This window comes from Bradyrhizobium sp. UFLA05-89 (genome assembly GCF_059803475.1).
The window spans coordinates 1-18,010 of record NZ_JBANBA010000096.1; the positions used below are offsets into that span (position 1 = coordinate 1).

Genomic DNA, 18,010 nt, shown 5'->3' on the forward strand with positions numbered 1-18,010 from the left:
TGCTCGTCGTAGTGCGGGATTCGGGTCCAGGTCTGAATTCATCGGATCTCGAGCGCCTCTTTGACGCCTTCAACACGACAAAGCCCGGCGGCTTGGGGATGGGTCTATCGATCTGCCGCACCATCATTGAAGCGCATGGGGGACGAGTGTGGGCCGCCGCCGCCCAACCTCAGGGCGCGACATTTCAATTCACCCTGCCTGCACAATCAAATCAGGCAGGGTGACTCCTACAGCGGGCCAACCAAAGGGTTTGGTCGGCGCCGGCCGCAGGTGGGTAAAAAACCGACATTGTTATCGCGATCGCTGGCACCGGACGCGCTCGAGTTCACCTGCTGGAATGGCGAGATCGTTGCGGGTTGCCTCGCACGGCGGAAACGCTAGAGAAAGACCGCTCCGGCCCAGCCATCGTCCCCCTTTATCGCGCGCAGATCTGCAGATCTATGACCATCTCCTTCTTCGGCGCAGCTGACGGGAGAGTAGAGTTCGAGCGATCAAATCGGGCGACTTTGGGTTGGTCGTGGCTTTGAAGCTAGCTCGTTGGCCGATGAGCGCGTGTCAGAAATTGCTGCGGCGTTATCGAACATGCCAAAATGGCAGGCGCTCGAGAGAATTGCCGATAATGTCCGTCGTGCGGGAGCGGTGATCGGAAAGCATTCGAACGATGTTCAAGGGCGACGCGTGTGCAGCCTGAGACTGACTACCGTCACCCTTCCCCGCTCATCGTGCGCCGATTGCGCTTGTTACGGCGGGTCAACGCGTGGGCAGACGGTCAGGTTGGCGAACGAATGCAAACTATGCACTTAGTACGGATATGACTGGCGTGCCGGCGAGGCCCGCCGCAAAAGGCCGCAGTCTGATTTAGCGCAACCTATCCTGACCTCTGAACCGCGGCGAATTCTTCGCCACTTGGGTTGAGCCGCCGGTCCGACCACTGACGTATTGGACAAGCTACAGACGCCAGCGCCATGAGATACTCACTCAACAAACCCGCAAGAATGAGAACCCCGCAACAAGAAGTGCGCTTAACGCCGCGATCAAACCGCTCTATCTTTAGTCCGCAAGAACATCAGGCACTGCAGCGTCACGGAGAAAAAGGTTGGGCGCCGTGTTCGCAGGGTTAACTGCGTCGCCTGATGTCACCGTCAGGACCATGGGTAGAGCTACTACAATTTCAATCATCATGAGCCAAACGTCAAACCGCCAAAGCGACACGCGTGTGCTTCCGACTCTGGGATTGAGCAGATGTCCTGATCCGCAACGTTTATAGGAAACGACCTCGCTGAGAATACTTTCCGCAAGACAAGGGTCGACAATTCGGAGCCGGCGCACAATATCTGTTGGCTCCGCGCAAACCACTTGATCATCGCCCTGCCTACTCTTGGCAACGAACTGGAACGGTCCAACCACGGGAAATCTTTCGAGTATGAGTATGCCGCTGCAGCTTCATCAGGTGCGATATTTCCTAGCCCTAGCAAGGACACTCAATTTTACGCGGGCTGCGGAGCAATGCAATGTGACCCAACCGGCGCTGACAAAGGCGGTACACAAGCTGGAGCAACAACTCGGTGGCGCGTTGATTCACCGTGAACGTCACCTCACCCAGCTCACCGAGCTGGGCAAGATGATTTTGCCCACGATGGAGAAAATACTTGCCGCCGCGGAGGCGGTACGGTTTCAGGCGCAAGGCTATCAAAAAAAGACAATCGCCCCGCTCAAGATCGGGCTGGTGCCGTCAGTTTCCGCCGCGCTCATCACGGAATTGTTCTTGGAGCTCGCCAGGATCATCCCTGACTTTCGAGCCGATCTGCGCGAGGCAGATGCCGACAGGCTCGTTGCAATGCTTTTGGATGGCGAGATCAACGCCGCGCTCGTCGGTGACGCCATGGAGCTACCTGAGCGTATCGACCGCTGGCTGCTGTTCGCGGAGCGGTACGTGCTCGTCCTGTCTCGGAAACATCCGATGGCGAGGCAAACTGTTATCCCGCCCCAAGACTTGCATGAGGCGGTGTTTCTCGAAAGGGTCGGATGCGATGTCGCAGACCGATTCAAGCAGGCTTGCTTTGCCGACCGTCCAGGCCCTAAAGTTGTGCACAGGAGCGCTAAAGAAAGCCATCTTCAGCAAATGGCATCCGCCGGTTTTGGGGCCATCCTGGCGCCAGAACATGCTCCCAGGCTGCCGTCGCTGGCGGCTATTCCAATTGAGGGCGACCCCGTCCGGCGCGAGGTGCAACTTTTGACCGTGGCGGGGAGACAGTATTCGCCGGCACTCGACGCCTTTATCAAGGTTGCTCGTGTTCGCGACTGGACAAGCGCGCTGGACAAACTCCGCCACGCATCTGCCCCTGCCTCGAACAAAGACAATGTTCCCAACCATGAAGCGGGACTAACTGATACGCCATGAACTATCCTGCCGACGTGCATCGGAAGTTCACGGCAAATATCTTCGAGCGAGACGATAGGCGTCTTAGCAAAGATGGAACCATATCGTGAAGCCGGACTGATTTGTAGGAGTTCGAATGCGGTGCGCTCAAATTCCTGGCGACGCGCCGCCACTGTCCATCAACCGCTGCGGCGGGCTCAAGATCGGAGTTAGACTATCGGATTGCGCAGCACCTCCTCTCGTTACGGCGCCGGCACCCAGTCCCTCCATTGGCTGACCGTTATGCTGGTTCTCGCCGCCTATGTGCTGAGCAGGGGCGACGGTTATTCGCTCTATTCCGCCGCCGCGGACCAGCTCCGCAGGATTCACGAGACGCTCGGAATGCTCGTCTTCATTGTCGTCGTGCTGCGGCTGCTATGGCGACTGATCGACAGCACGCCCGCGAAGCGGCCGATGCCGCGATGGATGGCTGTGGCCGCTAGGCTCGTCCACTTCGCACTTTATGCGCTGCTCATCGCCATTCCAGCAACGGCGGTGCTTGGTACCTGGCTCGAGGGGATTCCCGTCACCCTCCCCGGATTCGACATCGCCCCCCAGATCGCGAAGGCGCATGGATTGGGGCAGCTGATCATGGAAATACATACCACCCTCGGCAACGCCATCCTCTGGGTTGCCGGCGTGCATGCAGCCGCGGCTCTCTTCCACCACTTCTATCTGCGCGACGAAGTCTTTCAGTCGATGGCTCCGGGCGCATGAATGATTAGTCCGAGCTACCGCGGCGAGACGTTCCTCCGGCGAAGTGGTCCCGGCAGAATCACTCGGTCTCACGTCGTGCTGCCCTCCAGGCAGGGTAGTTTCTTGGGACGGCTCATCCGCACAAGCCGTCCCGTTGTGCTTACAACCGAAGAAGCGACGAAGGTTCTCGCGCGGTCATGCGCTCGGCGACGTGGCGGGCCGGACACCCGGAGCTTGCCTTGCTTGAATCGCCGCCTCCAGCGCAGCCCTGCGCCCTCGAGGCTTTGAGGAACGTGTAGCTACAACAGTAGTTCGCCCCAAGCGCGTCCGCCCCTTCACTAAAATACCTGCCGATTCAACTATGAGTCTATTTTAGACCACTCACGCCGGTTTGATGCTAGCCCATTGAAGATTTGCTTTCTTTTGCAGCGGAGATCCGGCTGTCGACGAACCGCGGCATCGGCTGGGTTCGGCGCCATCCGCAAGATGGCCGAGCTGCAAATCTTGAGGCCCGCATTAGAGACGGGCTAAAGCCGCTGCTCGCGCGATTACAACGAACTACTGCCGGTCTCAGCTCTCGGAGACAAACCGACCTACGCCAAATGGCGCTAACTGGATCGGTTGCCGCGATCAGCAGCAACCACAACAAACAGGGCCGTGCCCACGACAACGCTCTCAAAAAGGGCCTACTTCGCGAAACTCGTTTGGCTCTGACGCCAAAGCGCTGCAAACCGTGACAGTCTCGGTTGATGTTCAATGTGTCAACCGCGTCATCATCGTTTGGCAGCTTCCCGCGCGTCGCGGGGTAGAATGCGGTAGGCTTGTTTGAAACGACGGCCAAAATTGGTCAGGTCGGAAAATCCCCATGCATGCGCAATCTCACTAACGGTACGATGCGCCTGGATCGGATCTTCAAGAGCATAGCGGCATCGTGCGAGCCGTCTCGCTAAAATAAAGCGGGTGAGCGATGTATTGAGCTCGGCGAGAACTCTATTCGCGTATCGCAAGCTTATTCCAACGGCATCAGCCACGGCCTGAGCGTCGAGGGCTGGATCGGTCAATCGCTCCTCCACAACCGAGCGAATGTTCAGCAGCACAAGGGCTCTAGCTGAGGAGACGCGGGGACGATCATCGCCTAGAGTTTTAGCAACCGACACGGCAATCAAATCGAGGAGGTCACTCGTTACGATCTTATCGCTCACGGAATACTTTTCTTTCGAAAGCGAAGGTAACAAGGCCATCACTGATGATGTTAACCGATCCTGCGCCCGACGAGGCATTACTGAGCAAGCCACTACATCGCTGATCTTCCCAAGGCGCGCTTCCAACTCGCGCCGTGGAGCCTTGACGACAAGCATTTTGCAATCCTGTGCAAACTTTCCCGTGTAGGGCAGCAAAGGATCCAAGAGCGTCACACAGCCTTGCTCCAATATGACCTCTCGAGAACACTGCTCAAATTTCACTTTGCCTGAAATTTGGCGGCACACAAACAAGTAGTCCGACTTCGTGCGAGAAATGTGCTCTGCGGCGTGTGAAATCCGCATGGGCGAAGTATTGACGACAATCAGGCCTAGACCATCGAATTTTCCAATCTCGATCTTGGCCTCAAAGCTCGATCGCGCCAAGGGTTGAGCGTCATGATCAACGATTTGTTTACAGGCAACGCTATGCCAACAATCGAATTTATCGCGAGGATGGACCTGTTCGGTTGAGAAGACGGTTTCCACGTAACATCTCCTTAGAGCCGAACGATAGTTCGGCTGAACGACAGTTCCTACTTAGCCGATACCGAGGCTATTAAAAGCACTATATTGCGGACGTTAGGCTACTCTTCATAACTTCGAGTTTTCATGCGTTACTACTTTCACATCTTGTGCACCGCGAGAACGGTAGAAGACGAAACAGGCACAGTGCTATCAGACGCTGAGGCCGCCCGACTTTATGCATCAGTTTTCGCCGCCGAGCTTGCGTACAGGGGGGACAAATATCGGGACTGTGAGGTCCGCGCTGTCGACGACGATGGCAATGAGATTGCCCGAATGCCGGTGGTCGTTCCATCATGAACAGCGACTCAAACAAATGAAGGATGCCAATGCTGCCGCTGCGCTGTTCATGTTGTGAAGTCTTCATTTGACCACAAGAGCGCTCGTTTGCGACATTGACTATCGAAGGCTACTTGGCGTGCTTCGACGCGACGTGACCGTTTGGCGGGCAGTTTATTTGCCGACAGCCGGTGGGTGCTTCGGACATGGTCAATCAGCTTGTCGAGGTGGTCAAGAATCCGCGGCGATCCAAAACGAGGTGCATTGTTCCGATGTGCTTATGGTTGGCCGAATAAAGATGGCGTCGCCAGCTGGTGGGATTGCCATTGAGATTGGGCATGCCGGCCGCGTCCTTCACATAAGTGATCATCGATTCTGTCTCCAACCGCGATCGTCGTGTGTTGCAGTCTGCCTGTGATTGCTGCTCGACCGTTGATCCTGCAGGCGATCGCTCATATCGCAACTGGCCACTACGCACATCGTTAGAGGTCGCGCGATCCGTCAGGAATCGACTCAGTCAGCTATCTTAGGCGCTTCAGCGGTTCAATATTCTTGCAGCAGAACCTCTGCATGTTCGAAAGCGTGTTGTGGATTTTTAGTATCCGCGACTTTGAGGGTGATTTACGTGCTGTCGAACCACCTCCCATGGCGACAGATTTTACCCTTCAACTGCGAGAGGTCGACGAAGAGGTCCGCCTGCCGTCGCAGTTCGTGGGCGATCATTGCCGGTTGAGTTGCGATGCTGGACATGACGGCGACGCGGACGCCGTGACCCTGCACGGCTTGGACAAGCCGACGAAAATCACCATCGCCCGAAACCAGAACCATTTCATCCATGTGACCTGCGAGATCCATTGCATCGACTGCCAGTTCGACGTTCACGTTGCCCCCAATTCTACGATGCCCCTTCGTATCGACGATCTCCTTCGCGACCTTCGTCACCACGGTAAAGCCGTTATAGTCGAGCCAATCGATTAGCGGGCGCGTAGACGAATATTCCTGGCCTTCCAAGAGCACGGTGTAATAGAACGCTCGGATCAGGGTTCCACGACTCTGGAATTCGTTAAGCAGGCGCTGATAGTCGATGACAAAGCCGAGCATCTTGGCGGTCAAGTAAAGATTGAGACCGTCAATGAATACCGCGACCTTGCTCGAGCCTAGGGACATTAGCCTGTGAATTGCTTTCTGCTCACAACAACACGACTCTTTGTGGAATCGCCGGAATCATGAATTTAGCTGGCGAGCTAACATCATTCGTGGGCGAAGCGGTACGAACGCGGCAACGATTTTTCAATCTGTTTGTACGAAATCGTACAGTGTGCCATCTCAGCAGATAAGAGCGTATTAAGACGTCCTTTGATGTCTACCGAAGTCCGCAACAAATTGCTGCGTCTGCTTCCGAGCGATGAACTTGAGAAAGTTCTATCGCTCTCGGAAGAGGTGTCGATGGCTAAACGCCAAGTTCTCCACCGCTACGGCGTTCGCATGCCGTACGTCTATTTTGTGGAAACCGGACTCGTATCGGTCGGGGCCAAGGTGGATCCTCAAAAGTTTGTTGAGGTCTGGCTCATTGGCTCGGAAGGACTTGTTGGAGTTCCTCTCGTGCTGACGATAAACACACAGCCGATGCATCGCCGAACTGTGCAGGTCGGGGGTGTCGCCTATCGCCTCAGGGTGGATCGGTTTCAGCAGGCACTCGCTGTGCTGCCGGCGTTTCGCACCGTGGTCCACGCCTATGTTGCGTCGGTCTTGGTTCAGACCGCTCAATCAGGCGCATGCAATACGGTCCATCCGTTACAGCAGCGTCTTGGGCGATGGTTGCTGCTCGCGCGCGATGCCTTGCAATCTGACGACATTCCACTTACCCACCAAGTGCTCGCTCAACTTCTCGGCGTGCGCCGCGCGGGGGTGACGGAGAGCCTTATTCTGCTCAGAAAGGAGGGGCTCATCGAAATGATGCGCGGTCGGCTTGTCATACGTGACGCTTTTCGACTGGAGCAAAGCTCCTGCCCTTGCTGGCGGTTGATCAAACGCGAGTACGAGCGCCAGCTTGTAAGCACCGAAGGTGCCGACATCCGAGCGTTGCCCACGCAGATTACGAGGGCAAAGCGGCCTCCGATCACTTTCTCGTAAGACAAAAAACCGTGTAGGCCTTATGCTGGAAGAGCGATCGGCGCGAGGTTGGGGGCTGGACGGCTGGCTGCTTGCTGCGGCGATCACATGGACGCTGGTCGTCACTAGCCTGTTGCTCTGGCTTCTCTTCTTCGTCTGACAATGCCCAGTCCAGGGTCACTTGATGTGTGCGCGAAGCTTTGCAAAGGCCCGATCCGTTGCCATGAAGCGCGTCAACATCGGGGCAATCAGCTTGACCGGATCGCCAACGGGCTGATTACTCTCGCGCGCAAGTAACTCGGCATAGGCGACCAAATCTCGGTGTACGCTTGCGGGCAGCTCGTGCGTGACCTTCACCGGCTTGTCGTCGGTGAGTGCACCGAGTTTGAGTTTGGCCATGCTCTTAGCTCCTGTATGGTTCAAGCGCGAGATCGCTATTGACCATGACCCGCACCGGAAACCCTGGACGTATGGTCAGCGTCGGCTGGATGTTGAGGCTACGCCGGACGATTTGCTGACCGGTTTGATTGAGAGACTCTCCCGCTCCCCGCCGCAGCGCCTGTATGATGCCGCTGTTGCTACTGTTAACGTCGCTGCCCGAATTCACTTCGGTCCCAACCGCCAGCAGGGTTGAGAGCGCAGCCGCGTCCAACAATTCCTTCCAATGATTGTCGACTTGATCCTCAAGGCCAGAATACCCCGCAGCGTCGGCTCCCGGCTGCCGTTCCAGCACGATGGAGCGGCCGTTGGGCATGATCAGCCTGGTCCAGACTAGTAGCACACGCGATTGCCCAAATGCGACCTGGCTGTCGTAGGTCCCGATCAGCCGGGCGCCCTGGGGCCGCTGTATTGACGGCCGGTCGCGGCGCTTTTCGGCATGGCCAAGGACGCATTCGCCGCGGTGCCCCAAGGCTGCATCCATGGCACTCGGCCTGCCTCAAGTTCAGCGATGATCTTGTTAGTGATTTCATCATAAAGGCTTGCCCGGTCCTCATCGGTACGCGCTCGAGGAGAATGTCTGGACATCGCGGGTCTCCGCGACGGGCGCCGCGAGCCTCTCTCGCAGCCTGTAACCCGTCACGGCAAAACCCGGGCAGCACTCTTCCTCTCAGCCTCTTTCGCGAGGAAACGATGGCGTGTGACTTGCGAGAGCCCGGTTTGGCCCTCGCCGCACACACAAGTGAGAGAACGCAAAATCTACGAAGCGTGCCGCCTTCGTCCCATTTCTTCATGGGACTTGGCCTTGAGTGTCTAGGGGCCGCAGGCCCTAAACAGGCGTGCGCCAATGGCGCATCGCCCGACTGAAATGGCACCCGGAGAGCGTGAGCATAGCGACCCGAAGGGGCACGCGGGTCCGAGTGCAGCGACGAGACCGGTTAACAGCGGCACCCGGGACAGGGGCAGTGATAGCGATCGCCGAAGGCGAGCCCCTTTTCCGAGCGCCCCCGGCGAGGAGCTCCGCAGTCTCTGCGCGAGGGATCGAAGCCGGACGGCCCGCGCGGAATCGACTGCAATCACAGCCCCAGAAGCCTGACGCTGATTATGATCGGAACCAAACAAACTCTGGCCGCCCTAATAAACTCCCCTACGTATTGCGGCTTCGACTGGCCTTCTGCTCAGCCCTCGAACGGCTCGCTTCCGACAATCTCGATTCCGAAGCCCGAAAGGCCCTTGTACTCGTGAATGGAAGAGGAGAGATTGCAGATCGATGAGACGCCGAGATCACGCAGAATCTGCGCGCCGACTCCGACCTCTCGCCATTGTTTGTTGCGGTCAGCGTCCACTGAACTCTGATCTGCCAAGGGCTCAACCGGCACGCCGGCAGCACCGTCTCGAAGATAGACTAGCACACCGGACTTGCGCTTTTTGAAATGCTCCAGGGCCTTCAGGACCCGTTGCGGTCCGCGAAACAAGTCCTTGACGATGTTGGGCTTGTGAAACCGAGTCAAGACATTTTTGCCGTCGCCGACGTTTCCGTACACGAGAGCGAGGTGGAAGATCTCGTCGAATGGCGAGCGGTAAGCGTGACCTTCCAGTGGACCGATTGGGCTGTCGATCGTGAACGACGAAACTCTCTCAATGAGTTTCTCGCGAGCCTGCCGGTATGCGATCAAGTCAGAAATCGTAACGTGCTTCAGCTTCTGCTTCTCCGCGAAAGCAGTGACCTGCGGCCCCTTCATTACGGTGCCGTCATCGTTCATCAGTTCGCTTAGAACGGCGACCAGAGGCAGTCCCGATAGTCGGCAAAGATCAATGCCTGCTTCGGTATGACCGGAACGCATCAGAACGCCACCATCTCTGGCGATCAGCGGAAAGATATGACCGGGCCTGGCAAGATCGTTCGGCCCGACGTTTGAGTTGACCAGGGCGCGGCACGTCGCCGTACGTTCTTCGGCAGAGATGCCGGTCGTCATTCCCGGCTTGTAGTCGATCGAAACCGTGAACGCGGTCGAGTAATTCGAATCGTTGTGGGCGACCATTGGATCGAGGCGAAGCCTGCGCGCGTCTTCGACCGTCACGGGTGCACACACAATTCCCGAGGTGTGACGAACGATGAACGCCATCTTCTCTGCGGTACAGAGCGAGGCCGCGACGATCAGATCGCCCTCTCCTTCCCGATCGTCATCGTCGGTCACGACAACGATTTCACCGTCGGCAAATGCCTTCAACACGTCGGGAATTGAATGAGCCATCTTCCGTACTACCTCAAACAACCATCTTGGATGAAGCGGTATGGACTAGATCGCTTCAGGGCGCAATGGTCGACCATCGCGCCCGAAACCCCAGATTTTTCCTCTACTTACGGATTCTGACGCGAACGGCCTGCCACGGCTTTCCGGGGAGACGGACGCCGAATGCCGCCTCCGGCCCGGCATTATGCACGACGCCAAGATGTCCACGCAGCGCCGGCGAAACCGGAAGCGGTGCCTTCTCCAGTGGAGTGATCGTCATATCCCAGGTGTCGATCAGGTCAATGTCATAATCGCCATCTTCCATCGGCAGTCCGACCGCCCATTCGCGCGGCTGGTGCTCACCAAAATAGAGATAGCGTACGTCGCCGTCGTGAGCACCGGAAATGCGACTGAACTCGCCGCGGGAATTTGCCGGCGTATAGGGTGTGAGACCTCGCTTGACGTCCTGTTCGAGCAGATCCCGCAGGAAGGAGATCCGCTTCCAGCTTTCGCCGCGGAGCGCGCCGCCCTTCGCCCACCACAACAGATCCTCGGGATGCATGAAGGTCTCACCATGACCGGCATAACCACCGCGCATTACCGTGATCCAGAAGCGATGGACGAGCTCCTGCGCGGATATGTTGCCCCAGGGACGCGGAATGTTGCCTTCGTATTCGGGCTCGTCGTTGATGACGGGCTTACCCCAGGTGTCGCGCCAGGTCGCCGTGAGCTTGACGTCCCAATTCTGGATGCACACGTGATCGACCCACGGCTTCCGATGATCGAAGTTCATTCTGGGATTGCCGTTGTGGATCGATTTAACGTGCCTGTTAGGGTCGCACTCTTCCACAACATGGAAGAGGCGATCCCAATACTCGACGGGCTTGACGTCAAGGAGGAAGTCATACTCGTTCGCGAGCGACCACCAGACGTTGGCGTAGGCCGACAGACGCGCGACGACGTAACGGAGATAGCGCGCATCGTGCTCCTCTCCCATCAGACAATAGCCCCAGCGATCGTAGGGGTGAAACAGAATGATGTCGGCCTCCACGCCCATCTCGCGCAATCGCAAGACCTGCGCGTCGAGATGACGAAAGGCCGCAACGTTAGGACGGTCGAAATGCTCCTTTCCGTCGGCGCCGACCTCGAACATCGGCATCAGCGGTTCGTTGTTGTTGTAGATGTAGTGCTTCGGGAATACGCACATTCGGATCTTGTTGAACCGCGCGACGCGAAGGGTCTCGAAGGTTTGTTCCTGCATCGCCAGCGGCTGATGCGTCCAGGCATAGCAGGTCGTCCCGAAGGGAAAATACGGCGTGCCGTCAGCATGAGCGAAATGAAACTGGTTTTTCACACGCACCGGTCCGTGGAAGCCGGGCCGAGCGGGACCGCAGACGAAGGACCCTTCACGGCCATTCAGCTCGGGCCGGTTCGACTCTGTCGTAAACCGCCACTCACCTTCGGTATCGGGCATGAAGCGAATACGCCATATCTGGTCGCCATCGTAAAAGCCCTTTGCGACCACCTGTCTGCTTCCGAACGAGAATACGGCGCTCAGCGACGCGTCAGTGAACGGGTTAGCCAGATCCGCCCCTTTCAGCTCGACCTCGAAAACATCCCACAATGCGACTTGCTGCTTCACGATTCACCCCTTGACTGCGCCGGCGGTCAAACCACCGACGAAATAGCGTTGGAAGATCAGATAAACGACGACGGCCGGGACGACGGTCGTCACGATGGCCGCATTGAGCGGCCCATAGTCGCTGCCGAACTCGCCTTGAAATCCCATGAGCGCAAGCGGCAGCGTCCAGTTCTTGTTGTTGAGCAGGATTACGAGCGCCATCGCGAACTCGTTCCAGGTGGCCACGAAATCTAGAATGAACAGCGCGGCAAGAACCGGCAGCGAGATCGGCAGAAACACCTGCCGGAAGATTGTGAAATGCGATGCGCCGTCGACGATGGCCGCTTCGCTCAGCTCCTCGGGGACTTCCTTGAAGAAGCCATGGAGGATGAAGACCTGATAGGGCACGCCGAACGCGATGTAGGGCAGCCAGAGACCAATGAAGGTGTTGATCGCACCGATACCGTTCACGACGGAAAATAGTGGAGCGAGCATCACCTGGAACGGCAGCATGGTGCCGAACACAAACAGTGCGAGGAGGCTTTTCCCGTACGGCAACTTGATCCGCGATAGCGCATAAGCCGCCATAGCCGAGAACGCCAGGCCGATCGGCACCTTCACGAAGGTAACGATGACACTGTTAAGGAAGGTCGTGCTGAACCGGCCGCGCTCCCACGCCGACGTATAGTTCTGCCAATAGAACTCGGCGGGCGGAGCGAACGCACTTCCGCCCATCACTTCTTGCGTCGACTTGAGAGACGTCGATACGATGAATACGGCCGGCGCGATCCAGATCAGCGCCAAAATGATCAACACGATCCAAAGGGTGACCAGGAGCGGGTCGATACGATCCGAGCCCATCTGCCGGAATGGAGCCGTCGCTGCGCTCATGCGGCCCGTCCCTGCGCCTTGTCTATCCTCGCCCGCCAGAAGAGGTAGGGAACGATGACAGCGATCGTCATCAGAAGCAGCACGACCGCGACGGCCGCACCTCTGCCGAAATCATGGATCTGCATGGATTGCGTGAACGCCCACAAGGCCAACATCTGGGTCGATTGCGCGGGGCCGCCGCCCGTCATGCCGTAAACGATGTCGAACGCCCTCAAGGACTGGATGAGCGACAGGACGATCACCACTGTCGTCGTCGTACGCAGCGCCGGAAGGATCACATATCTCAGGACTTGAGATCGACTCGCGCCATCCATGCGCGCCGCCTCGATCAGGGAATCCGAGACACCCTGCAGCCCGGCCAGGAACAGCACCATGGAGAAACCAGCGTGTTGCCAGATGTAGCCCGCAAAAATCGAATAGAGCGCGATCTTCCTGTCGCCCAGCCAGTCGGGGATCAGAGCCTGCAATCCGAGATCGGTCAGAAACGTGCTGAACAATCCGAAGAATGGATCGTACATCCACTTCCACATAGTCGCGACCGCGATCGGAGCAATGACCACCGGCAGGTAGAACACCGCGCGTAAGGCATTGCGTCCGGGCAACGCCTGGTTCAAGGCCAGCGCCAGAAAGAAGCCGGCGACCGGAGGAATAACGATGGCAAGCGCGGTCCAGATCACGGTGTTGCCGAACGCCATCCAGAAGACCGGATCGTCCCTGAATATGAAGATGTAGTTGGCGAAGCCGACGAATTCGCGCGCCGGCGACAGCCCATTCCACTTCTGGAAACTGAGCACGAAGACTTCGATCATCGGATACAGGGCAAAGCCCGCATAGATGATCAGCGCAGGAGCGAGCAAAATCCAGCCCTGCACCTGCGCGGACGTGAGGCCGTCACGCCAGCTGCGTCGGGAGAGAACCATCGTATCCGACGAGACGACCTCCATGGTTAGCCTCTCTTGTCGATGAACGTCTGCAGTGTTGCAGCCGCCTTGCCTGGCTCCATCGTGTCGCTGGCAACAGCATTAATGATGCGCCAGTATTCTGTGGTGACATCGAGCGGGAAGGCCTGATCTCCGTTCACAAAGCTCGCCTTGTACTTTGCGAACATGTCGAACCATGCCCTGTCCAGATCGTCGGGGTTCTTGGGAACGACGTTCTTGTTTATGCCAAGGACGCCGAACGCACCAACGTTCTCCTGCTGAACTTTGTCGGAAATGACGAAGTCCATGAACTTTGCGGCAAGCTCGACCTTGCCTTTCGGGTTGACGTACATATTGACACCGAAACCGTAGATCCGCTCGGTGCCAGTGGGGAATGGGAACACACCGAAATCCTGCACATTCTTGATCTCCGAGCGCAATTGGTTCGGCATCCAGTCGCCCTCCAACATCATCGCTGCACGGTTCACTTCAAATAACTTTCTTGCCTGGGTTTGGTCATAGCTCATGAACGGCTTGAGAGCGTATTCGCTGGTCCACTTGTGAAGCTCGTTGAAAGCGTCAGTCGCGCAAGCGGTCTCGCTCCACTTGACCGTCATCGCCATCAGCGCATCGTGCGTCTTGACGCCGCACTTCGTCTCAAGGAGAACATCCATCAGGCGCATAACGTGCCAGTTCACGCTACCGCCGAATGCGATTGCAGGAATACCTGACTGCTTGAGCTTGCCGGCGGCGGCGATCAATTCGTCATACGTCTTCGGTAGCTCGGTGATCCCTGCCTTCTTGAACAGCTCCTTGTTGTAGTACAAGGCCTCGCCATTCAGCTGATATGGCACACCATGCTTGTGCGGCGGATAGAGCGATGAGTTTGCGTCAGCAAGCGGTCGAAGGACGTTTTCCCACTTATACTTTGTAAAGTACTCCTCGACCGGAGCACTCATTCCGGCTTTCACAAACTCGCCTCCCAATCCGAGGCCGGTCCACATGTAGTAGAGATCTGGCCCGGCCTTAGACGCCGCAGCGATGCGAAGCGCAGACTTGTGCTCGTCGACCGACCGCGTCTCCATCTTGATGGTAACACCAGGGTTAGCCGCTTCGAACTGAGAGAAGATCTGCTTCAGCGCCTTGTCTTCTGCGGGACCCACTGTTCGGTTCCAGATAACCAGTTCTTCGGCTCTGGCGTTGGACGGCGCCAACGATGTCAGAACGCCAATCGCCGCCAATGCACTTAGTACAGCTTTCATGCTCTCCTCCTGTTAACTCACTCAAAGAATTTGTCTTCGCTGCGAGTGACTTGAGCGCGATCAACTCAATTGAGACTCGAGCGCGAACCGCCGATACATCCGGCGCTGCATCTGATCGAGGACGACTGCCGCGATGATGACCATGCCCTTGATGACCATCTGCCAGAACGAGCTGACACCGAGCATCACCAAACCGTCCGACAACACGCCGATCACGAATGCACCGATCAGGGTGCCGGCGATCGTACCGCGTCCTCCGGACAGCGACGTTCCCCCGAGCACGGCCGCGGCAATGGCGTTGAGCTCGAACGTCTCGCCCGACGCTGGGTGGGCGGCCACCAGCTCGGAGGCGATGACCAGTCCGGCGAAGGCCGCGCAGAACCCCGAAATCATGTACGCAGACACCTTGATCCTGTTGACGCGCACGCCCGAAAGCGCCGCCGCCCGCTCATTTCCTCCGACAGCATAGACTTGGCGCCCGAATGGCGTCCGGCCGGCGACATAGGCCGCGACCGCAGCAAAAATTACGAGCGCGACGATCGAGACCGGGACTCCCAGGAGCGTGCCGGAGCCGAGGAATGGAAAGCCGGTATTGCCGAGATTGGCGTCGCCGACCAGGTTCGAGAACGTCGCGCCATCTGAAATCAGCAATGCCGCGCCGCGAGCGACATACAGCGTGCCGAGGGTCGCGATGAACGGGGCGACGTTGAGGCGCGTGATCAGCAATCCGTTAATCAGGCCGACGCCGGCGCCGACTGCGAGCGAGATCGCAACGGTTTCGACGACGTTCGGGAAGATCGTAACGCCGAACACGTCGAGCGGGATTCCGCGCGTCAGGAGCGAGCCGGCGATCATTCCGCAGATGCCGACGATGGAACCCACCGACAGATCAATGCCGGCCGTCAGGATCACAAACGTCATGCCGATCGCGAGGATTGCGTTCACCGCCACATGCTTCGCAACGATGATGAGCGTTGGAATATCGAGGAAGTTCGGGGTCGTGACACCGAAGAACACGAACACCACGATGAGCGCGATGAAGGTCCGGAAGCTCATCAGCAGCAACGCAAGCGGCCGCCTGCGCTGCGATGGATCGGACTTGACCGTCGGCAGGGCTTCGCTGCTCATGACACCAGCCTTTCCTGTGCCGGGAACGCCGCCGTCGAGGCTTCGACAAGGGCTGCTTCGGTCGCGTCGTCGCGGGCGTATTCCGCCGCGATCTGTCCGCGCGACATCACGACGATCCGGTCGGCATAGCCGAGCGCTTCCTTGAGGTCCGAGGTCGAAAAGACCACAGCCAGTCCCGCATCGGAGAGCTGACGCATCACCCTGAAGATCTCGGCCTTTGCGCCGACGTCGACGCCGCGGGAAGGTTCGTCGAGAAGAATGACAGAGGGCCCCGTCATCAGGCTCTTGCCGATGACCACCTTCTGCTGGTTGCCACCACTCAACGCCGTGACTTCGACCTCGGGCGAGGAAACCTTGATCGTCATGCGCTTGATCATGTCACGCGCTTCCGACTTCTCATCCGACGCGTTGAGCGAAAACAATCGTGTGAAGCGGCGAAGACTTGCGAGCGAGAGATTGGCACGGACCGACAGTGTCTGGACCAGGCCGTCGCGCTGCCGGTCCTCAGGCACCAGCACCAAACCTCGCTCAATGCGGTCCGAGATGGAGAGGCCTGAAAGATCCCTGCCATTGATTTCGATATGGCCTACAGCTTGCGGCTGCTGGCCCATCAGGCATTCGAACAATTCGGACCGGCCTGCGCCGAGCAAGCCGTATAGACAGACGATCTCGCCGGCTCGGACGGAAAGATCGACGTGATCGACGAGGAAGCCGCCGGCCGCGCGTGGCAGCGAGAGGCCTCGCACCGTCAGCGCATTGCCGCCCAGTTGGCCAGCCTTCTCCTGCAGCGCCAGTTTGGTCGACCCCACCATCCGCTCGATGATCCAGTCGATCGAGATATCCTTAATCAGCGCGTCGGCCTGACGACGACCATCCCGCAGGACGGTGATGTAGTCGCCGATACGCATGATCTCTTCGAGCCGATGCGAAATATAGATGATGGCAACGCCATGCGCCTTGAGGTCGCCAATGACCTTGAAAAGAATCTCGACCTCGGCAGCGCTCAGTGCGGATGTTGGCTCGTCCATAATCAGCACGTCGACATCGGCCGCGAGCGCCTTGGCGATCTCGACGATCTGCTGCTGACCGATCCGCAGGTCGTCAACCAGCCGGTTCGGATCGATCGGGTGCTCCAGCCTGGCGAGCAACCTCTTCGCCTTCTCCACCTGCCGCGTCCGGTCGATGTCGAACCCAAAGCGCGTCGGCGGATCGATCAAGCTAAGATTTTCTGCCACACTCAAATTGGGGCAGAGATTGAGCTCCTGATAAATAATGCCGATGCCTTGCCGCGCCGCATCGCGGACGGACTGAAAGCTGACTTGTTGCCCGTGCAATACGAGCCTGCCCGTGCTGGGCTCCGTTGCCCCAGCCAGGATCTTCATCAGCGTGGACTTGCCAGCGCCGTTCTCGCCGACGAGCACATTGACCGCGCCACGGCGGACTTCGAAGTCCACGTCCTGCAGCGCGATGGTACCAGGAAACACCTTTCCGACGCCTTCGGCCTTTAGAATGATGTCGTTGTCGGGAGCGACAGAGGCATTCATGTCTTGCCTCCCTTGCCCGGTTCGATGATGACCGGCGTCGCGGTGATGGTGTCGCTGCCGATGACCGCGGCGGCGTAGAAGGCAATCGTCTTGCCCGTCGCTTCGGTCGGATCGAATGATTCGCGGGCAACCTTACTGGCTCGATCGTTCAGGGCGCGCGACACCTGCGCGTACTGGATCTGGTTGACGAAGTCACCGAACTTGATGAACGGCAGCGCGTCCCGCAGCGCGGTGCCGAACACGACGGGGCCGACCTGCAGATCGACCTTACGCGGTCCCGCTGCCGTCTGCAGTTCGAGCGAAACGATAGCGTGGCGCGAGGCTGTATCGACAGCCACGATCTTGCCCTCACCCTTGACCTCGTAAGTCCAGGGATTGCCGTCGCCTTCGCGATGGCCATGGGCCTGACCAGCCTTGTCAGGATCCTTCGCTATATCGGCCAGCAGCGCCCCGAGTTCGATGGCCCGGCTCTTGAAATCTGGCAGAACCTTCGATGTCCAGATCTTGTCGACGTACCCATTAGCGTCGAACTCATCGGCCGACTTCGCCTTTGCGGCCTTGAGGTCTCCATTGGCCACGACCTTGCAGCCCCCAAGGGCAGCGGCGATCATGAGAACTAGTGTGTGTCGTCGCGTGAGGGTCATCGATCAATTCGGCGCGAAGTGTTGGTCAGGACTGCAGCGGCGTCGCGTGCGGCGCCGCT

General features: G+C 58.2%; 16 protein-coding genes and 3 pseudogenes. 5 read left to right on the forward strand and 14 right to left on the reverse strand.

Translation table 11 applies throughout. The annotated features are described in order from the left end of the window. From SO139_RS34620 to SO139_RS34630, 3 genes are all read left to right on the forward strand, one after another. A partial coding sequence (locus tag SO139_RS34620) for an ATP-binding protein (protein ID WP_498541408.1) occupies positions 1 to 224 on the forward strand: 224 nt, incomplete at its 5' end. A 1,199-nt stretch (positions 225 to 1,423) separates the two neighbouring features. Beyond that, positions 1,424 to 2,401, forward strand: coding sequence for a LysR family transcriptional regulator (locus SO139_RS34625; protein WP_498541409.1), 978 nt, complete (start codon positions 1,424 to 1,426; stop codon positions 2,399 to 2,401). A 201-nt stretch (positions 2,402 to 2,602) separates the two neighbouring features. Next, positions 2,603 to 3,136 (forward strand): cytochrome b, encoded by a 534-nt coding sequence (locus tag SO139_RS34630; protein ID WP_498541410.1) that lies wholly within the window; start codon positions 2,603 to 2,605, stop codon positions 3,134 to 3,136. A gap of 752 nt (positions 3,137 to 3,888) precedes the next feature. Here the strand turns inward: SO139_RS34630 and SO139_RS34635 are convergent. Further along, entirely contained in the window at positions 3,889 to 4,842 is a 954-nt protein-coding gene (locus SO139_RS34635; protein WP_498541411.1) for an AraC-like ligand-binding domain-containing protein, read from the reverse strand. 123 nt (positions 4,843 to 4,965) lie between these two features. On the opposite strand from SO139_RS34635, the gene SO139_RS34640 reads away from it, so the two are divergent. After that, positions 4,966 to 5,178, forward strand: coding sequence for a DUF6894 family protein (locus SO139_RS34640; protein WP_498541412.1), 213 nt, complete (start codon positions 4,966 to 4,968; stop codon positions 5,176 to 5,178). A gap of 193 nt (positions 5,179 to 5,371) precedes the next feature. On the opposite strand, the gene SO139_RS34645 is transcribed toward SO139_RS34640, so the two are convergent. Together SO139_RS34645 and SO139_RS34650 are read right to left on the reverse strand one after the other, a co-directional pair. Then, positions 5,372 to 5,527, reverse strand: coding sequence for a hypothetical protein (locus tag SO139_RS34645; protein WP_498541413.1), 156 nt, complete (start codon positions 5,525 to 5,527; stop codon positions 5,372 to 5,374). Between the two features lie 278 nt (positions 5,528 to 5,805). Then, a pseudogene (locus tag SO139_RS34650) lies at positions 5,806 to 6,324 on the reverse strand (LabA-like NYN domain-containing protein); the annotation flags it as partial. A 192-nt stretch (positions 6,325 to 6,516) separates the two neighbouring features. Here SO139_RS34650 and SO139_RS34655 point away from each other — a divergent pair. Next, positions 6,517 to 7,290 carry a Crp/Fnr family transcriptional regulator gene (locus SO139_RS34655; protein ID WP_498541414.1) on the forward strand — a complete coding sequence of 258 codons (774 nt, stop codon included), beginning with the start codon at positions 6,517 to 6,519 and terminating at the stop codon, positions 7,288 to 7,290. Between the two features lie 156 nt (positions 7,291 to 7,446). Here SO139_RS34655 and SO139_RS34660 read toward each other — a convergent pair whose 3' ends face one another. The 11 genes and pseudogenes from SO139_RS34660 to SO139_RS34710 all read right to left on the reverse strand — a co-directional run bounded on the left by SO139_RS34660 (position 7,447) and on the right by SO139_RS34710 (position 17,918). Then, positions 7,447 to 7,668, reverse strand: coding sequence for a DUF2274 domain-containing protein (locus SO139_RS34660; RefSeq protein WP_498541415.1), 222 nt, complete (start codon positions 7,666 to 7,668; stop codon positions 7,447 to 7,449). 4 nt (positions 7,669 to 7,672) lie between these two features. Further along, a pseudogene (locus tag SO139_RS34665) lies at positions 7,673 to 8,110 on the reverse strand (TraB/TrbI/VirB10 family type IV secretion system protein); the annotation flags it as partial. Beyond that, positions 8,110 to 8,295 (reverse strand): annotated as a pseudogene (locus SO139_RS34670) (ArdC-like ssDNA-binding domain-containing protein); the annotation flags it as partial. The pseudogenes SO139_RS34665 and SO139_RS34670, both read right to left, overlap by 1 nt. Before the next feature lie 590 nt (positions 8,296 to 8,885). Next, on the reverse strand, positions 8,886 to 9,962 hold the full coding sequence (gene ribB / locus SO139_RS34675; protein WP_498541416.1) for a 3,4-dihydroxy-2-butanone-4-phosphate synthase: 1,077 nt from the start codon (positions 9,960 to 9,962) through the stop codon (positions 8,886 to 8,888). A 103-nt stretch (positions 9,963 to 10,065) separates the two neighbouring features. Further along, entirely contained in the window at positions 10,066 to 11,586 is a 1,521-nt protein-coding gene (locus SO139_RS34680; RefSeq protein WP_498541436.1) for a DUF5060 domain-containing protein, read from the reverse strand. Continuing rightward, on the reverse strand, positions 11,587 to 12,453 hold the full coding sequence (locus SO139_RS34685; RefSeq protein ID WP_498541417.1) for a carbohydrate ABC transporter permease: 867 nt from the start codon (positions 12,451 to 12,453) through the stop codon (positions 11,587 to 11,589). Then, positions 12,450 to 13,373: a carbohydrate ABC transporter permease gene (locus tag SO139_RS34690; protein ID WP_498541437.1), complete on the reverse strand. Its 924-nt coding sequence runs from the start codon at positions 13,371 to 13,373 to the stop codon at positions 12,450 to 12,452. Before SO139_RS34690 ends, SO139_RS34685 begins: the two co-directional genes overlap by 4 nt. A gap of 26 nt (positions 13,374 to 13,399) precedes the next feature. Next, positions 13,400 to 14,635, reverse strand: coding sequence for an ABC transporter substrate-binding protein (locus tag SO139_RS34695; protein ID WP_498541418.1), 1,236 nt, complete (start codon positions 14,633 to 14,635; stop codon positions 13,400 to 13,402). A gap of 60 nt (positions 14,636 to 14,695) precedes the next feature. Then, positions 14,696 to 15,763: an ABC transporter permease gene (locus SO139_RS34700; protein ID WP_498541419.1), complete on the reverse strand. Its 1,068-nt coding sequence runs from the start codon at positions 15,761 to 15,763 to the stop codon at positions 14,696 to 14,698. Continuing rightward, complete coding sequence (locus SO139_RS34705) at positions 15,760 to 17,307, reverse strand: sugar ABC transporter ATP-binding protein (RefSeq protein ID WP_498541420.1); 1,548 nt, start codon at positions 17,305 to 17,307, stop codon at positions 15,760 to 15,762. The genes SO139_RS34700 and SO139_RS34705 overlap by 4 nt, the downstream gene beginning before the upstream one ends. Continuing rightward, entirely contained in the window at positions 17,304 to 17,918 is a 615-nt protein-coding gene (locus SO139_RS34710) for a DUF2291 family protein (protein WP_498541421.1), read from the reverse strand. Before SO139_RS34710 ends, SO139_RS34705 begins: the two co-directional genes overlap by 4 nt. Positions 17,919 to 18,010 lie beyond the last annotated feature (92 nt).